This window comes from Hyphomicrobium nitrativorans NL23 (genome assembly GCF_000503895.1).
In the GTDB taxonomy this organism is placed as follows: domain Bacteria; phylum Pseudomonadota; class Alphaproteobacteria; order Rhizobiales; family Hyphomicrobiaceae; genus Hyphomicrobium_C; species Hyphomicrobium_C nitrativorans.
Genome location: NC_022997.1, coordinates 3,560,899 through 3,577,504, shown reverse-complemented (window position 1 = coordinate 3,577,504; position 16,606 = coordinate 3,560,899). Strand labels below are relative to the sequence as shown.

Annotated in this window: 15 protein-coding genes; 10 read left to right on the top strand and 5 right to left on the bottom strand. The window is 65.2% G+C overall.

The genetic code is table 11. From position 1 onward, the window contains the following. Positions 1–2 precede the first annotated feature (2 nt). Together W911_RS16625 and W911_RS16620 are read right to left on the bottom strand one after the other, a co-directional pair. Positions 3–728, bottom strand: coding sequence for a response regulator (locus W911_RS16625; RefSeq protein WP_023788710.1), 726 nt, complete (start codon positions 726–728; stop codon positions 3–5). Next, positions 725–1,318 (bottom strand): MarR family winged helix-turn-helix transcriptional regulator, encoded by a 594-nt coding sequence (locus tag W911_RS16620; protein ID WP_023788709.1) that lies wholly within the window; start codon positions 1,316–1,318, stop codon positions 725–727. The genes W911_RS16625 and W911_RS16620 overlap by 4 nt, the downstream gene beginning before the upstream one ends. Before the next feature lie 199 nt (positions 1,319–1,517). Here W911_RS16620 and W911_RS16615 point away from each other — a divergent pair, with 199 nt between their 5' ends. Together W911_RS16615 and W911_RS16610 are read left to right on the top strand one after the other, a co-directional pair. Beyond that, entirely contained in the window at positions 1,518–2,411 is an 894-nt protein-coding gene (locus W911_RS16615) for a branched-chain amino acid aminotransferase (protein WP_023788708.1), read from the top strand. Positions 2,412–2,670: 259 nt separating this feature from the next. Further along, positions 2,671–3,087 (top strand): SRPBCC family protein, encoded by a 417-nt coding sequence (locus tag W911_RS16610; protein WP_023788707.1) that lies wholly within the window; start codon positions 2,671–2,673, stop codon positions 3,085–3,087. Between the two features lie 22 nt (positions 3,088–3,109). Here W911_RS16610 and W911_RS16605 read toward each other — a convergent pair whose 3' ends face one another. Further along, positions 3,110–4,045, bottom strand: a complete 936-nt coding sequence (locus W911_RS16605) for a YiiG family protein (protein ID WP_023788706.1) — start codon at positions 4,043–4,045, stop codon at positions 3,110–3,112. A 188-nt stretch (positions 4,046–4,233) separates the two neighbouring features. Here W911_RS16605 and W911_RS16600 point away from each other — a divergent pair, with 188 nt between their 5' ends. The 8 genes from W911_RS16600 (at position 4,234) to W911_RS16565 (ending at position 10,698) form a co-directional block, all read left to right on the top strand. Continuing rightward, entirely contained in the window at positions 4,234–4,518 is a 285-nt protein-coding gene (locus tag W911_RS16600) for a hypothetical protein (RefSeq protein WP_023788705.1), read from the top strand. Positions 4,519–4,619: 101 nt separating this feature from the next. Then, positions 4,620–6,230 (top strand): phytoene desaturase family protein, encoded by a 1,611-nt coding sequence (locus W911_RS16595; protein WP_023788704.1) that lies wholly within the window; start codon positions 4,620–4,622, stop codon positions 6,228–6,230. Positions 6,231–6,408: 178 nt separating this feature from the next. Beyond that, positions 6,409–6,777 carry a hypothetical protein gene (locus tag W911_RS16590; RefSeq protein ID WP_144083643.1) on the top strand — a complete coding sequence of 123 codons (369 nt, stop codon included), beginning with the start codon at positions 6,409–6,411 and terminating at the stop codon, positions 6,775–6,777. Positions 6,778–6,968: 191 nt separating this feature from the next. Further along, positions 6,969–7,853 carry a dTDP-4-dehydrorhamnose reductase gene (rfbD, locus tag W911_RS16585; protein WP_023788702.1) on the top strand — a complete coding sequence of 295 codons (885 nt, stop codon included), beginning with the start codon at positions 6,969–6,971 and terminating at the stop codon, positions 7,851–7,853. A gap of 71 nt (positions 7,854–7,924) precedes the next feature. After that, entirely contained in the window at positions 7,925–8,260 is a 336-nt protein-coding gene (locus W911_RS16580) for a hypothetical protein (protein ID WP_023788701.1), read from the top strand. 35 nt (positions 8,261–8,295) lie between these two features. Next, on the top strand, positions 8,296–8,715 hold the full coding sequence (arfB, locus tag W911_RS16575) for an alternative ribosome rescue aminoacyl-tRNA hydrolase ArfB (protein ID WP_023788700.1): 420 nt from the start codon (positions 8,296–8,298) through the stop codon (positions 8,713–8,715). Between the two features lie 48 nt (positions 8,716–8,763). After that, a complete protein-coding gene (gene otnI, locus W911_RS16570) occupies positions 8,764–9,543 on the top strand; it encodes a 2-oxo-tetronate isomerase (protein WP_023788699.1) in 780 nt (259 codons plus the stop codon). A gap of 159 nt (positions 9,544–9,702) precedes the next feature. Then, complete coding sequence (locus W911_RS16565; RefSeq protein ID WP_023788698.1) at positions 9,703–10,698, top strand: hypothetical protein; 996 nt, start codon at positions 9,703–9,705, stop codon at positions 10,696–10,698. Between the two features lie 74 nt (positions 10,699–10,772). Here W911_RS16565 and W911_RS16560 read toward each other — a convergent pair whose 3' ends face one another. Both W911_RS16560 and W911_RS17965 read right to left on the bottom strand, forming a co-directional pair. Then, positions 10,773–14,921 (bottom strand): M4 family metallopeptidase, encoded by a 4,149-nt coding sequence (locus W911_RS16560; protein ID WP_081717786.1) that lies wholly within the window; start codon positions 14,919–14,921, stop codon positions 10,773–10,775. 51 nt (positions 14,922–14,972) lie between these two features. Further along, a complete protein-coding gene (locus W911_RS17965) occupies positions 14,973–16,592 on the bottom strand; it encodes a M23 family metallopeptidase (RefSeq protein WP_144083642.1) in 1,620 nt (539 codons plus the stop codon). Between the last annotated feature and the right edge of the window lie 14 nt (positions 16,593–16,606).

Genomic DNA, 16,606 nt, shown 5'->3' with positions numbered 1-16,606 from the left:
GATCAATCCGTGTACAGGATGTAGCCCTTGCCGCGCACGGTCTGAAGATAGACCGGGTTGGAAGGATCGCTTTCGATTTTGCGGCGGAGGCGGTTGATCTGCACGTCCACGGCACGGTCGTTTCCGGTTGCGTCTTCCGTGGCGAGTTCGTGCCGCTGGATCGGCACACCCGGCTTCTGAGCGAACTGCCGCAGCAAGTCGCGCTCACGCTCGGTCAGTTTCACCGTTTCGTTGTTGTTGCGCAACTCGCCCCGCGCGATGTGAAACACGAAAGGCCCCATCTGGATCTCGTCTGCGAGCGTTTGCTGGCTCGGCTGCTGCGTCTGCCCGCGCCGCAGGATGTTGCGCAGGCGGAGCAGCAATTCGCGCGGCTCGAACGGCTTCGGCACATAGTCTTCGACGCCGATTTCGAGCCCTTCGATGCGCTGTTCGGGCTCGGCGCGCGCGGTCAGCATGCAGATCGGGATATCGCGCACGGCTTTGATCTCGCGCGCCAGCTCCAGCCCGCTCTTGCCCGGCATCATGACGTCGAGCAGGACAATGTCGAAATCGAGCCCTCTGAGGGAGGCCTGCGCCGTTTCCGCATCCGACGCGGTCGTGACGCGGAACCCTTGCCCGAACAGATACCGCGCGAGCAAGTCCCGGATCTTGAGGTCGTCGTCCACGATCAACACGTGTGGCGCGTCGTCGGGGAGCGGCTCCGCGCGTTGGCCGGAGAGTGAGGTCATCGGCTGTCCTCCTCGTTCGACTTATCGCCCTCGGGCGCGAACTTGACCAGCGCTTCCACCTGCTGCCGGTCCGCGTCCGCGATCATGGCGAGGAGGAACGCGCGCGTTGCCGCCTCGGCCTCGGGCCCGGCAGCGCTGAGGGCGTCCTCCACCCGCTTCACCTGCAGCGTCGTGAGGCGCTCCGCGAGCCTCGTCCCCTTGACGGTCACGAAAAGCAGCCGTTCCCGGCGATCCTCGGCCCCGGCCTTCTGCACGATGAAACCCTCCCCGATGAGCTGTTTCAGCACGCGCGCCAGAGACTGCTTTGTGATCTTCAGGATGTCGAGAAGGTTGGCAACTCTGAGGCCGGGGTTTCGGTTGACGAAATGCAGGACCCGGTGATGCGCGCGCCCGAAGCCGTATTGCGCGAGAATGGCGTCGGGGTCGCCTGTAAAGTCCCGGTAGGCAAAAAAGAGAAGCTCCACGTGGCTGATGAGATCCGGCCGAGACGCGGTAGCCCCGGCCTCCGAGCGGTTTCGCTGGGGGCCGTTGCGGCGGGAGCGTGGAGGGTCGCGAGTTATGTCAGCCATGTTGACATATTTGAAGGCCATTGATACTCCTGGCAAGTCATTTTCAGGCGGTCGCCGTGCCGAGCGCGAGGGGCGGAAGACCGTTCTTTGCCGTTCTCGCGGCGCCTTGAGCTCCCTGCACAGAGAATGCTGCGGCGAGCCCAGGCCCGCCGTACCTCCTGGGTACGAAGCGTGCAACCTGAACCTGCCCAAACCGAAGAAACGTACCGAGGACGTCACTATGGCCGAGATCGTTCCCTATCATGACCGCGACGGGTTCATCTGGATAGACGGCCGTATGGTCCCCTGGCGCGATGCCTCGATCCATATCCTGACCCACGCTCTGCACTATGGCAGCGCGGTGTTCGAAGGCGAGCGTGCCTACGGCGGCGAGATTTTCAAGCTGACGGAACACTCGCAGCGCTTGATCGACAGCGCCGAGATCCTCGAATTCAAGATCGAGCAGTCGGTCGCCGAGATTGACCAGGCTTGCCGCGATGTTATGGCGGCCAACAATCTCGTCGATTGCTACGTGCGCCCGATTGCCTGGCGCGGCAGCGAGCAGATGGGCATCTCCGCCCAGCAGACGAAGACGCATCTGGCCATCGCCGCTTGGGAATGGGGCTCCTACTTCCCGATGGAGCAGCGCCTCAAGGGCATTCGCATCGGCCACGCGAAGTATCGTAGGCCCGATCCGGCCACCGCCCCGTCCCGCGCCAAGGCAGCTGGCCTCTACATGATCTGCACCGTCGAGAAGCACCGCGCGGAGCGGAACGGCTACGCCGACGCCTTGATGCTCGACTGGCGTGGCCGCGTGGCCGAGTGCACGGGCGCCAATATCTTCCTGATCAAGGACGGCGTGATCCACACGCCCGAAGCTGATTGCTTCCTCGACGGCATCACGCGCCGTACGGTGATCGACCTTGCCAAGCAGCGCGGCTACGAGGTCCAGGAACGCGCAATTCTGCCGGAGGAACTCGGCTCGTTCACGGAATGCTTCATCACCGGCACCGCAGCCGAGGTCACGCCCGTCTCCGAGATCGGACACGTCAAGTATACGCCGGGCCAGATCTCCGAAACTCTTCTCAACGATTACATGGCGCTCGTGCAGCCGAAGCGCAAAGCCGCCGAATAGGCGCTCGCGTGAAATGGCGAAAACGTGAGACCTTCGCGGCCCACTGCGAAGGTCTTTTCGTTTGGAAGGCAGGGTGAGGCGGAAACGCTCGATCGGATCTACCGGACCTCTTGAGCGCCGAGCGGCGTTGCGAAGTTTCTGTCGGACGATGTCGGCATGGGTGGTGCTGGTGCGTCCTTGGCCCAGAACCGGGAGCCGGAGCGGTAGCGCTTGAGAAAGATCTGACGCTGTGACTTGAACCCCTTCGAAAGGATCGCCCATGAAAATCACGGTCGAAACGACAGTCGCCGCCCCCGTCGCCGAAGTCTGGCGGGCCTACACCACGCCCGACGACATCAAGCAATGGAACGCGGCGTCCGACGATTGGCACACGACGGCTGCCGCGGTGGACCTGCGCGAGGGCGGCGCCTTCTCCTCTCGCATGGAGGCGAAGGACGGCAGCATGGGCTTCGACTTTGCCGGCACGTACACGAAAATCGTTGAACACGAGCGCATCGAATACGAGTTCGGCGGACGCAAGGCGGTGGTCGCGTTCGAGCCCGGTCCGGAGGGTGTCACGGTTCGCGTCACATTCGACAGCGAGGAGACGCACTCAGTCGAGCAGCAGCGCGAAGGCTGGCAGGCCATCCTCGACAACTTCGCTCGCCATGTGGAAGGGAAAACGAAAAAAGCGTGATGGCGGTGCGGCGCTCGCCGCGTCAGAAGCGTGCCCCGCGATTGTAGCTGTCCACGAGCTGATTGTAGTCGTGCATCAGCCGTCCGGGAGAGCCTTCGACCATCCACGCGCCGCCGCCGGCATTGAGGATCATTTTCTCGCCCTCCGAATACGGCACCTTGTCTCGCACGCGGCGCATCAATTGCTTCGCGGTGACGAGGAACGACTTCGCGGAGCTGATGAAGCTCGATCCGATTTTGTCGTCCTTGCTCTCGGCGGCGTAGGCGTCGGTCGCCTTGGTGATGGTCTCGTATTCGCCAAGCGTTTCGGTGATTTTCGCGAGGTCGGGCTTGGTCGCGCTTTGCACGCGCATAAGGCGCTTGGCGTGCATCATCAGCGCCTGGATGTGATAGCGCGCCGTGCGGCCCTCGGTGCTTTCGATGTTCGCCAGCTCTTCGACGGCCAACATGTCCTGGACAACGTCGATACCGGAGCGGAGCTTGGTGTCGGCGTCCGCAAATGCGGTCCAGGCGGCGACGAGTTTGGGATGCAGCGCCTTGCCCTTCGCCATCTTGTCGTCCTTGTAGTCCTCCTGCGAATAGTAGTCGTCCGCCTCCTTCAAGAGAGGTTCGAGCGCAACCACTGCCTCCACATAGGCCGACGCTGCGTCCTCCAACTCGCCATTGCGCGGCTCCAGAGTGTTCGCGCGCTCGACGCCGCTTCGGCAGTCGGACGTGTCGTAGATCGTGTACGTGCCGTAGATGATGCGCTCCTTGCCCGTCGGGCCTTTTTTGCCGACCCAGCTGAAGTAGCGTTCCCGGGAATCAAAGGCGCGGCCGGAAAGACGATTGAGGCACCCGACATAAGCGTTGAGCTTTTCGGTGAGCGAGGCGTCGTCGGCGTGGGCAGGCCCAGTTGCGGGCAGGCTGGCCAACAGGGCGGCGCTTGCGGCCAGAGCGAGCAAACGAAAGCGAGGCATGGCGTCTCTCATCGGTAGGGCGTGCGGAAGGATGATGGGGCCAACTGTTTAAATGGGAAATACGCCGGCGGCGTGTGCCGTGCGGCACAGCCGATGCGGGATTGATTAGCCTAATGCCGATGCCTCATTGCCAGCCGCCAAAAAGTGGCAGAAAATTGGCGTTCTCTGCGGGTCGGAGGGCTATGCCCATGAAGATGTTGCGGAAATTGTCGATCGGCGCTGTGAGTGCGCTGCTGCTTTTTGGTGTGGCCGCGTTCCACAGCGGCGCCTTCGCGCAGGAAGGCCCGGGCGGCCTGATCAACCCCGGGCGCGACTGCCAGTCGATCACCACCTGCCGGTTTGCCCCTGGCGGCAGCTATCGCGGCTGCCTCTCGTCCTACAGCTGCCGTGTCTGCCGCTTCGTGCGCTCGGCCTGCACGGCCGGAAACAACCGCGGCCGGAGCTGCCACCGGGTACGCTGTACCTGGGGCTGAGGGGGAAACCGGAGGCGAGCGCCGTTTGACCTCGCGCGCAAGCCCTCTAGTCTGCCCGGCGGCAGCGCATCCGACTGTCGCTTCAAGCGGAAACCGAAACCTTGCATGATGTTGCGATCATAGGCGGTGGCCACAACGGCCTCACCGCCGCTGCGTATCTGGCCGCGGCCGGCCTCGATGTGGTGGTTCTGGAAAAGAATGCGCACGTGGGCGGCGCTGCATTCACGGAAGAGTTTCACCCCGGTTTCCGAAATTCCGTCGCCTCCTACACCGTGAGCCTGCTGAACCCGAAGGTCATCCGCGACCTCGATCTGCATCGCCACGGCCTCCGGATCGTGGAGCGCGCCGTCGCCAACTTCTGGCCTGTCGACGAGCGCCGCGCTCTCGTCATGCCCTATGGCCTTGCGGGCCGTCAGGCCGCCATCGCGGCGTTTTCGGAACGGGATGCCGCGCGCCTCCCCGCCTACGACGAAGCGCTCGACCGCGCGGCCAGTGTGCTGAAAGGGCTGCTGCTCGAAACGCCGCCAAACGCTGGCGGAGGTCTCACCGCATTCTGGAAGAGCGCGCGTCTCTCGCGCGACATCCTCAAGCTGCCACTCGAAGCGCAGCGCGACTTGACGAGCCTCTTCACCGAGAGTGCATCCGATTATCTCGCCCGCTGGTTCGAGAACGAGACGGTGAAAGCCGCCTTCGCGTTCGACGGTATCGTCGGCACCTACGCCGCGCCCTCGACGCCGGGCACCGCCTACGTTCTGCTTCATCACTGCTTCGGTGAGGTGAACGGCAAGGTCGGCGTTTGGGGTCACGCCGTTGGCGGCATGGGCGCAATCAGCGCCGCCATCGCCAGTGCCGCACGCGAAAAAGGCGCAAAAATCCGTATCGACGCCCCCGTCGCCGAAGTCGACGTCGTGAACGGGCGCGCAGTCGGCGTCGTGCTTCAGTCGGGCGAAGTCGTGCGCGCCCGAAGCGTCGCCGCGGCCGTGCCGCCCAAGCTCTTGTTCTCTCGCATGGTGCCGGAAGGCGCGGTCGAGCCTGCGCTGCACGCGCGCCTCGCGAACTTTAAGTCGGGCTCCGGCACCTTCCGCATGAATGTCGCGCTCTCCGAGCTGCCGGACTTCACCTGCCGCCCGAACAGCGGCGGCACCGATCACCTCGCCTCGGGCATCGTCATCGGCCCCACGCTGGACTATCTCGAACGCGCCTGGCTCGACGCGAAGACGACCGGATGGTCGAAAGAGCCGGTCGTCGAGATGCTCATTCCATCCACGCTGGATGACACGCTGGCGCCGCCCGGCCGGCACGTGGCAAGCCTGTTCGTCCAGCACGTCGCGCCGCATCTCCCCGCGCCGCGCAGTTGGAGCGACCCGCGCGAGAAGGAAGCCTTCGCCGATCTCGTCATCGAGACGGTGACGCGCCACGCGCCCAACTTCAAATCCGCCGTCCTTGGCCGCCAGATCCTGTCGCCCCTCGACATGGAGGAACGTTTCGGCATGGTGGATGGCGACATCTTCCACGGCGCGCTGTCGCTCGATCAGCTCTTCTCGTTGCGCCCTGCGCTGGGGCACGCCGACTATCGAATGCCGCTCAAGGGCCTGTACCTCTGCGCCTCGGGTGCGCATCCCGGCGGCGGCGTGACGGGCGTGCCGGGCCATAACGCGGCCCGCGAAATTCTCCGCGACATGCGGGGCTGGTGGCGCACGCCCGCGAAATGAGCCGGGGCACAGGCGTCGCGGCAGGTCCCCTGTAAATCATCAACTATATGATATAGCGATAAAAAATCTCGACGCGCGTTTCAAGTTAACTATTTGCTAACCGAATAAATCGAGCTTTCCAGTCAGGGCAAATCGAAACGCGCAAGGGAATTTCGAGATGGGAAAGCTCGCTGATTTCATGGCCATGAAAAGGGACCTCGCTTTCGAGTTCGAGCGGGAGTTGCGCGCGACGCGCAATCTCATCCTCGGGATCTCGCGGGTGTCGGGGTCTGAGTACACGATCGACTTCGCGAGCGGCGAAGGATTTATCGGCGGCAGCCGCGCCCGTGCGGCGTTCGTCGAAGCGTTCCAAGTGGCCGCGCAGGATGCGTTGCTCAAGTACGCGCAGGATCTCGCACGCGAAGCGCTCAACCACGGCATCGATCAAGACATCGTGAGCAGCGCTCTGAGCGGTGTCTCGCCCTTGGCAGGTGTGGCCGCCGAGAGGGAAGCCTCCGTGCCCGCTGCGGACGGCAACAGTCCGGTTCGTCTCGCCGTCTGCGCCTGAAGATCGGAAAAGAGGGCATTTCAGCCCCGCCGTTCTGACGTGTAGATGACAGCGGGCGTCGTGCTCGGTCTCGGGCATGGCGCCCGGATTTCTTTGCCGCACACCGATCCGACGTGCTTATGCCACGGTCTTCGCGAAATCTGTTAGGATAGCAGCCACAAGGTCGCTGCCATCTTCAGGTCCGAGGGCTCATGCGACTGTTGATTGCCGGCTGGCATGGGCAGGTGGCACGCGCGCTGATCGAAGCCGCGCCGTCTCTGCCGCACATCAAGGCGCTCGCCGCCGGGCGAGCCGCTCTCGACGTCCGCGACCCGCGTTCCATCGAGCGCGCATTCTCCGACATCTCGCCGAACGTCGTCATCAATACCGCCGCTTACACGGCCGTGGACCGCGCCGAGACCGATGAGGAAGCCGCCTTCGCGCTCAATCGCGACGGTGCCCGCCTGCTCGCATGCGCTGCCGCGCGCCGGGATATTCCGGTCCTTCACGTCTCGACACACTACGTCTTCGACGGCACGAAAAAAGAGCCCTATGTCGAGACCGACGCGCCGTCGCCGCAGACGGTGTTCGGCCGCTCGAAAGTCGAAGGCGAAAGGGCCGTCGCGGAAGTAAACCCGCGCCATGTGATTGTTCGCACCGGGTGGGTATTCGGCCCGAGCGGCCGCAACTTCGCGACCAACATCCTCGCGAGCGCCAACGCCAGCGAGCCGTTGCGCGTCGTGGCCGACCAGCACGGAAACCCCACCTATGCGCCGCATCTGGCCGCGCTTCTGCTCGACATTGCCCATCGTCTTGCGGTGGAACGCGCGGATGACGTGTGGGGCACCTACCACGCGGCGGGTTCGGGCGTGACCAGCTGGCACGGCCTCGCGACTGAAATTCTGGCCCGCGCCTGCGTCACGAACGATACCGAGCCGACCGTCGTGCCGATTGCGAGTTCGGACTATCCGACCGCCGCGCCACGTCCGAAAAACTCCACGCTCGATTGCGCCCGGCTTTACGAGCGGTTCGGTCTCCGTCTGCCGCCCTGGCAGGACGGCGTCGCGGCTTGCATTGCCCGTCACCTCGAAAGCTAGCGCCGAGAGAAGTCCGGGCTATACTCGGCGCCGAACTTTTCTCGTCGCCAATCTCCCCAACAGAAAGCCTCATGTTTCCAAGCTCGATCCTGCAACTCGTGCTGGCCTTCTCGGTCATGGCCTTCACGATCCTGGCCTTCGGTGATGGCGCGTCGCCTGCATGGTGGTGGGCCACGATCACGGGCGCGGCGTTGGCGGCGGTCGTCGGTGTCGACGGGTGGGGGGAGCGCAGGAGCCTGCTTGCGCAACCGTTTTCGGGCAAGAGCGCGCTCGGCATCGCGACCCGTCTCGTGCTCCCCGTGCTCGTGCTGGTCGCGGTGGCGGCGGCCTGGGGCACGGGAGACGTGCTCTGGCGCGACGTTGCGGCCGTGCTCGCCGTCGGGCTCGCCATCGCATCGCTTTTATAGAGCGCAGGCTGTCCGAACTCTGCTAAATCCCCGCCATGCTGGAGATCACAGACAAGATTGCGATCGACGAGCGCGAGCTGACGGAGCGGTTCATTCGCGCGTCCGGCCCCGGCGGGCAGAACGTCAACAAGGTCTCGACCGCCGTCGAGCTCAGGTTCGACGTGCGCAGCTCGCCGAGCTTGCCCGAAGCGGTGCGCGAACGGCTCGAACGTCTTGCGGGAAGCCGCATGACGGATGAAGGCGTGCTCATCATCCGCGCCGAACGCTTCCGCACGCAGGAACTGAACCGGGAGGACGCACGCGCGCGCTTGGTCGAACTCGTCGTGAAAGCTCTGTATGTGCCGAAGCGGCGCGTACCCACCAAGCCGAGCCGCGCGGCCAAGGCACGCCGCGTCGATAGCAAGGTGAAGCGCGGCAACGTCAAGAAGTTGCGCCAATCCCGTCCACTTGATTGATGTCCCGTTCGTTCGATTGAACCTCCGCCACGCTACGTCGAGATCGCCATGCCTCGCTTTGCCGCGAATCTGAGCTTCCTGTTCACCGAGCTGCCGTTCCTGGATCGCTTCGAGGCCGCTGCCAATGCGGGCTTCAAGGGCGTCGAATTCATGTTTCCCTACGCGACGCCGGCAGACGAGATCCGCGCGCGGCTCGATGCGAACGGCCTGGAGCTGGTGCTCTTCAACCTGCCGCCCGGTCACTGGGACAAAGGCGAGCGCGGCTTCGCGGCGTTGCCGGGCCGCGAGGATGAGTTCGCCTCCGCCGTCGATCTCGCGCTGACTTATGCGGACGCATTGGGATGTCCGCGCCTTCATGCCATGGCCGGTCTCACGGATCACGGGGCCACGCGCGAAGTCTATGTCGCGAACCTTCGCCTTGCGGCGGCTTGGGCGGCGGAGCAGGGCGTCGACATCCTGATCGAGCCGATCAACACGCGCGACATGCCGGGCTACTTCCTAACACGTACGTGCGACGCAGCCGATGTCATTGCCGAGGTAGGGGCGCCCAATCTCGGCCTGCAATTCGACCTCTACCATCGCCACGTGTCGGAGGGCGGCGTCGAAGCTGCCATCGCGGAGTTCGCCGCGATCACGCGCCATTATCAGTGCGCGGACCCGCCCGACCGGGGCGAGCCCGGCGGATCGGGCGAGTTGGACTATGCAGTCCTGTTCCGCACGGTGGACGCATCGGGCCACACAGGCTGGATCGGCTGCGAATATAAGCCCCGCGGCGACACGCTGGCCGGCCTCGGATGGCCAGCCGCGTGCGGTGTCGCCTTGGCCTGATAGGCCCCGTGACGCCAAGGCCGCACCTTTGCCGTCATGAGCGGCTAAGCCCTCCCGCAGGTTTGTGCCGCGTGGGCAGTTGGTGCAATAATCCGCGCCGGATGGCGCAGGCCCTGAAGGCTGTTCCGCCTAGCTTAGCGTGAGACGAGGGGAGAACCCATGACACGGGGGAACATCGACAGGCGGCAGGTTGTGATGGGTCTTGCTGCCGCGGCCTTCGCCGCGCCATTCGCCGCCCACATCGATCTGTTCACGCCCGCATATGCCCAGATCGTGAGAGACAAGTGGTCGTCCCTCGCTGACCTCTCGGAGGAAGCGCAGCGCCTCGGTCTCTCCGTGCCGCGCATGGGGCTCGCGCCCTCGGCCGCGGGCGAGGATTTCATCGAGCTGCAGACGTCTATCGTGGACTTCATGGATTCGGTCGCGGCATCCGCGCCCGATGCGCCGGGCGCAACGTCGGCCGATGTGGACCGGCTCGTGGAGCGCGCGTCCGATCTTCTCCGTTCGCTGCTCGACGAGGAGCGCGTTCCTCGTGATATCCCGGAGGGCCCGCAGGCACAGCCCATCCAGCGCCCGCCACTCTCGGAGGTGGCCGACGGCTACCGCCAGCTCTTCGCCACATGCCAGATCCGCGCCGACAAGCGCTCCACTGTGCAGTGGTATCTGACGCGCATCACCGATCCCGCGCGCCGCAAGAACTACGAGGCCGTGACCGAGCGCACCTGTGTGCCGTGGTATGTCGTGGCCATCATCCACGGCATGGAATGCGGTTTCGACATGAACTCGCACCTTCACAACGGCGATCCCTTGCGCGCCAAGACGACGCGCGTTCCGGCGGGCCGCCCCGTGCCGTGGCTGCCGCCGTCGGATTGGGTATCGAGCGCGACGGACGCGCTGCGCTACGACAAGCTCGACGAGCAGGCGGATTGGGATCTCGCAAGCACGCTCTACCGCTGGGAATCCTACAACGGCTGGCGCAGCCGTCTGCTCTACAAGATCAACACGCCCTACCTCTGGAGCTTCTCCAACCACTACACCAAGGGCAAGTTCGTCCGCGACAACGTGTGGGACGCGAACGCGGTCTCCAATCAGTGCGGCGCGGCGGTGATGCTGAAAGCGCTTGTCGAAGGCGGCACGATCTCGCCGATCTCGTAGGACGCATTTTTCAAGAATGACGGCTGGGGAGGATCAACCTCTCCGGCCGGTTCTCTTTTCCGCAGGCGCTGCGATCAGCTCGACGGCACGTCGAGACCGACGGCGCGTTGCGCCGCCATCACCTGCTCGCAGTCCGCCGGGACCAGCCCGCCGATCTCGCCGCTCGCAAGCTCGAAGCATCCTTCGACGAACGCATTCGCGGCGTGCGACAGCGTCGAGCTGCGATTGAGTCCGACCGTCATCGCGCGATACGTGATCCGCGCGAGCTTGTAGCGCCCGATGCCGCGCACCGTGACGCCCCGATGCGTGCCGCCCTCGGAGGTGAGGTAGGCCATCTTGTTCAGGATGCCGCTATTGAAGTGCACGCAGCCGTTATCGTTATAGGCGGTGGAGCCGCACATGGTGTCGGCGGGCGTCAGAACTTCGCTGTAATGGTCCGGCTGCCCGCGATTGGCGAGCGAGTACCGCTGCGTCCGGTCGAACATCGATTGGCCCTGCACATTCCGCAAGTTCGGATCGGCGAGGCTGCGCAGCGGCGACGTGACGGAGAAGCCCGGCGTCCGCTCGCCGATCAGCCAGTTCCCGGCCTCTCCCTTGAACTCCAGCTCGATGAGCGCGCCGAAGATGTCGGCAAGAGACTCGTTCACCGCACCCGGCTCGTTGAGATAGAGCAGGTTCTTCTCGTGCACGATGACGCCGTGCGTCATCTCGTGCGCGACGATATCGAGGGCATCCGCATAGCCGGGCCCGTACACCATCACGTTGGCGCCGGGACAGCCATAGGATTTGCCCGTGCACCAGTAGGCGTTTTTTGTCTCTCCGTAGCGGACATAGGCTTCGAGCGGTGCACCACCGCTGCCGTCGTTGTCGTCGAAGCTGTTGCGGCCGAAGGTGATGAAAAAGTAGTCGCGCACGATACCGGCGTTCCGAAACGCAATCAGCGCCTCCGGCGAGAGTTTTTCCGTTCGCCGCCGTTCCTTCTCGTCAATCGCGGTCGCACCCGGGAACGTCGTATTCTGTCCGAGATCGTAGATGCGCCTCAGCATCCCCGATGGCTGATCGCGATAATAGTAAAATGGCTCGCCCGTCTCCGCGTCCACGAAGATGCGGAATGCGTCGATGGAGACCAGCCACGCAAGCCGCGTGCGCCCGCCATCCTGAACTTTTCCGACCAGCGCCGGATCGAACACGATGAGATCGGGCTTTCCGACCTCGACCTTCTCCGGGTTCGGCGCCAGCGGGAATGCACGCGACGCATCCGGCGAGCTGCGCAGCACCTCTGCCAACTTGGCGCGCGCGGCCGCGATGGCCTCGCCTTCCGCAATCTTCGGCGTCGTCGTCTCGATTGCGACGTTGGACGTCGTGCCGCTGTATTTCGTCACCCCGAGCGCGCGCGAGACCGTGAGCTTGGCCTGTGAACCGAACACCGGCACACCGTCGATCCGCTGCTCCACGTCGGCAACGTAGCGATCCGGGAAGTCGGGGTCTTTGCGGCGGCCGAGGTATTCGGAGGTCACGCGCGTGTTCCGCGACGGATGAAGCGAGCCAAGTCCGCCTTGCCCGAAGTAGGCATCGACCGCCCTCTTGACCTCTTCCTCCGTGAGGTCGCCCGTGCGGCCCGCGCCGATGGACGTCGTGCCCGGAAGCGGCGAGATGCCCATGACGGAACTCGGCAGTCCCGTCTTCGGATCGAGCGTAACGCGCAGGTTGGGATGGGTCTTACGCAACTCCGCGATGGCTTTTTCGACGTCGGCGCGAACGGCTTTGGCATCCGCGACGCCGCCTGTCGCGCCACTGGCCGTGGCTGCAAGCGCTGTCGAGGTGCCGGAGCCCGGCGTGACCGGCGTGGCGTCCGCAACTGTGAGATCGGGCCCGATCGTGCGGCGGCACTGCGTGATCGGAGCCGGGTCGAGTTCCGCGACCGTGTAGATCTCGGCTGGCGTCGCAAGGCCGGAAGCGGCGATTGCCGTGCCGAACGGAACTGCCGGATCGGACCAGAAGAGTTCGATCACAGCGAGATCGGTGAGGTCGGCCCCGCCGATTTTCCGCGCATCTCGCGACGCGAGCGCACCATGCCCGCTGCCGTTGAGGTCGATCCTGGGCCAGAAGCACTCGTTGTCGTCGATCACGCCATCGCCGTTGAGGTCCTCGGCAAAGGTGGTGTTGGCCGTTGCTGCCGTCGCGACCTTTTCGAGATGCCGCTGGAACAGCGCGAGATCGTTCGGGCCGACCACGCCGTCGCCGTCGAGGTCGGCTACGAGGCGGGCCTTGTCGGGCGCCAGCGCGACGACGGCGTCGAACGCGTCGATGGTGGGCGCGTTCTCCTCGTCTTCTTCAGGCGGCGTGCCGGTCTCGCGCAGAATGCGCGCAATGTCCGCAGGCGATTTGTCGGGTGCGAGTTCGAAAAGGATGGTGGCGAGCGCGGCCACGTGCGGTGCGGCCTGCGAGGTTCCGCTGCACACGCCGAATGGCATCCGGTTCGCGTCGAGTGTGCTCATGATGTCGACACCAGGCGCCGAGACGTGCCCGCCCGTGTTCGAGAAGTCGGCGCGAAGCCCGTCCCGGTCGATCGCTTCGACGACCAGAATGTTGGACGGCGTTTCGCCGGCCGCCGAGCGCTGTGTGCCGGCCCAGGCGAAGGGAGACGCCCATTTGGCTTCGATGGGGTCCTCGCGGCCGTCGGAATCGTTGCCCGCCGCCACCACGAACAGCACGTTCTCCTGCACCCGGCTCGCCATCAGCCGGATCAGGTTCGCCTGATGCATGATGTGCAACCCGAGCCCCGGCACATCCTGCGGATGCGCGTCGCCGAGCAGGTTCGACGCCACGAAATTGTAGCCCAGGCTGATGTTGATGACGCGCAGGTTGTCGGGTTTCAAAAGGTCCGCATAGACGTAGTCGAGCGTCCGCGCGAGCACATCGTCGAACAGAAGCGCGTGCACCTGCCAGCCCGCGTCGATGCCGACGATGCCCGAATCTCCGACGATGGCGTCGTCGATCGCAATCGCGTCGATGCGCGCGTCCGGAATGATGCCGTCGATGCCCGGCCGCCCGCTCTGGCGTGCGCCGATGATACCGGCGATGTGCATCCCGTGATGCGTGCCGCAACCGGCCTGATGCGTCGCGAGCGGGCGCACGTTCTGCATGGACGCGAATGACACGGCGGGATCGGTCGCGAAACCGCCGTCCACGATGCCGATCTTCGGGCGCAACGCATCCGGATTGGCCTCGCGATGGCGTTTGAGCACGGTCCAGACGGGCGGCACGCGGATCTGTTTCAGTCCCCAGTTTCCGTCCTCGCCAGCCCCTGCGTTCCAGCGCCACGAGAACACTTCGTTATCGACTGTGATCGAAGCCCCGGTCGGGCCGGGAAGATGGCGGGCTTCCATCACCGAGTTGACGAACGCGGCGTCGACGATCTTCTCCTCGCGCAGCTCCTGGATCAGCGGCGGTTCGAGAATGGACTGAAGCTGCGTCTTGGTATCTTGGATCGCAGGCTCCGGCGCGGCACGCGCGGCCTCGCGGCGCACCGCGGCGGGATCGAGTTCGACGGTGAGCACGCCGAGAGGGGCGATCATTTTGGTAACGGTGAGCCCGTATTTCGTGAGCAACGAGTCGATGTCGTCGGCCGCGGCGTCGGGCGCAAGCTGGATGACGTAGCTGTTCGGCTTGGCGACGGGCACGCGGTGGCGGTGACGCTCGCCCGTGCCGCGCTCCGGACGTCGATGATAGCGCCGCCGTTCGCGGTTCCGCTCGGCGCGCCGCTCGCGGGAGCGCTGGCGCACCTCTTCGGTCTTGGAATCCGCTTCGGTCTCTTGCACGGCCTCGGCAGGTTCCGCTCGCGCGGGGCCTTCCGCCACGCGCACGTCGGCCACTTCCGTTTGCCTCGTAGCCCCGCCGAGGCGGGTTGCGAAGAAAGAATAGATCGATTTGCCCCAACTCCCGTCGGAGCTTACGTCGGAGCGCTTCGGGAGAGGCGCGGGCGTCGTCTGCTTCGCCTTGCCGTCGGGCTCGACATAGATGAAATCGCCCGTCGAACCGGACGTGCCGCCGGTGGCGGGCGCTCTCGGCCGTTGCTGCTTCGGCGGCGCGAAGCGCTCTTCGAGCGTGCGCTGCAGCCGGTCGTACTGCGAGGGCGGAAGTTGCGCTTCCGCCGTCGAAAGGATCGGCACAGTAAGCGCCATGAGCATCGCCACGGCGTATCCCGGCGTATGTCTCGGCATCGTTGCGGCTCCTGATACAACGGAAAGGGAAGCGGACAGAGAGGCGAGGCGCTAGTAGCCCAGCCGCTCGCCCCAGTTCTTCTTGATGCGCTCCCACCAGCCGTCTTCGGACGGTTGCGCGGGCGGTGTAGGCTGAACTCCAGAGGCAGGCTCTTGCGAGCCGCCCCACGGCCACCAGCCCTTGATCCAATCCCACCAGCCTTGTTCTTCGGCCGGCGGCGCGGGTTCAGGCTCCGGCGCAGGCGCAGGTGTCGGTTCCGGCTCTGGCTCTGGCGTCGGAGCGGGCTCCGGTTGTGGCTCCGGTTCCGGGGTCGGCTCAGGCTCGGGCTGAGGCTGAGGCTGCGGTTCGGGCTCCGGCTCCGGCGTCGGTGTGGGTTCCGGCTGAGGTTCGGGCTCAGGCGTAGGTCCAGGCTCCGGTGTCGGCTCGGGCTGAGGTTCCGGCTGCGGCGCAGGTTCGGGCGCGGGTTCTGGTTCGGGTGCCGGCTCAGGTTGAGGCGTTGGCTCTGGCTCGGGCGACGGCTCGGGCTGCGGCGTTGGCGGCGGCTTAGGCGCGCCGATTTCGAGCAGGTGGTCGACGGCGAGATTGCCGTCCGCTCCGATCCCCGCTTCGAGTCCCTTCTCGCGCCGGAGCGCCGCGATCAGCGACGTATAGATCGGCACGTAAACCTGCTGCACCTTGCCGCCGACGGAAATCCGCTGACGAACCTGCAAGTGCAGATGCAGGCTCGTGCCGACTTTGCCGCCCATGTAGCGGGAGACCTTGCCGAGCACTTGGCCCTGCTTGACCTTCGCGCCCGTCTTCACGGTGATCGAGCGCGGATGCATGTGGAGATAGTAATAGTCGGTGCCGTCGGGCGCTTTGATCTGCACCGTCGTATTGCTGGTCACGTTGGTGACGGTGCCATCGGTCGCCGCGATGACGTCCCAATGATTGTCCTGCCACGTCGGCGGACGGATGTCCTGGCCCTGATGGCCCGTGCCGCTCGGACACATCGGCATCGCCCACGAGCGCACCTCGCAGAAATTGTCCTGCTGGCGCAGCGGATCGAAGTTGCGCCGGTCGCTTTCCGAGCCGCCCGCCTTGCCTTTGCCGCCCCATCCGCCGCCGCCGTATCCGAAGATCTGCGAGTTCATGTGCGGAAACTGGCCCTGCCCGAGCTTGAGCGGGAACACGATGTTCGGCAGATAGACGTAGCGGTCGCCCACGCGGCCTTGACGCAGATCGTTGTCGTGCATCTTGCCGGGAGGATAGTACGCGAACCCCGCCTGTTCGGGCGTCTGGCCGCCGCTTGAGGGAGGAGGCGTTTCCGGGCCCGTCCCGCCGCCGGGGGGCTCCGGTTCGGATGGCTCTTCGCCCGGCAATGGAAGCAGACTGCAACGCGCAAGCTGCACGCCGTCTGTTCCACCGTTATCGGCAAGACAAGACGGATCGAAAGCGGGTTGACCTTTACGTGTCGCAACACCCGGCATCGTCCCGGCGCCGAGGCCCGGCCCCGCGATGCTCTGGATCAGCGCGTACGTCGCGATATCGCGGCCGATGAGATGAGAGGGCGGTGCGCTGGGCCCTGCCGCATGCGCGCGGTCCTGATGCGTCGGTGCCGAGGCCGCGAGCAACGCGCCGCCGATTGCCACCGGCACGGCGCACAACGCCAGTCCACGAGCTACCCTCACGCCACACCCCCTGT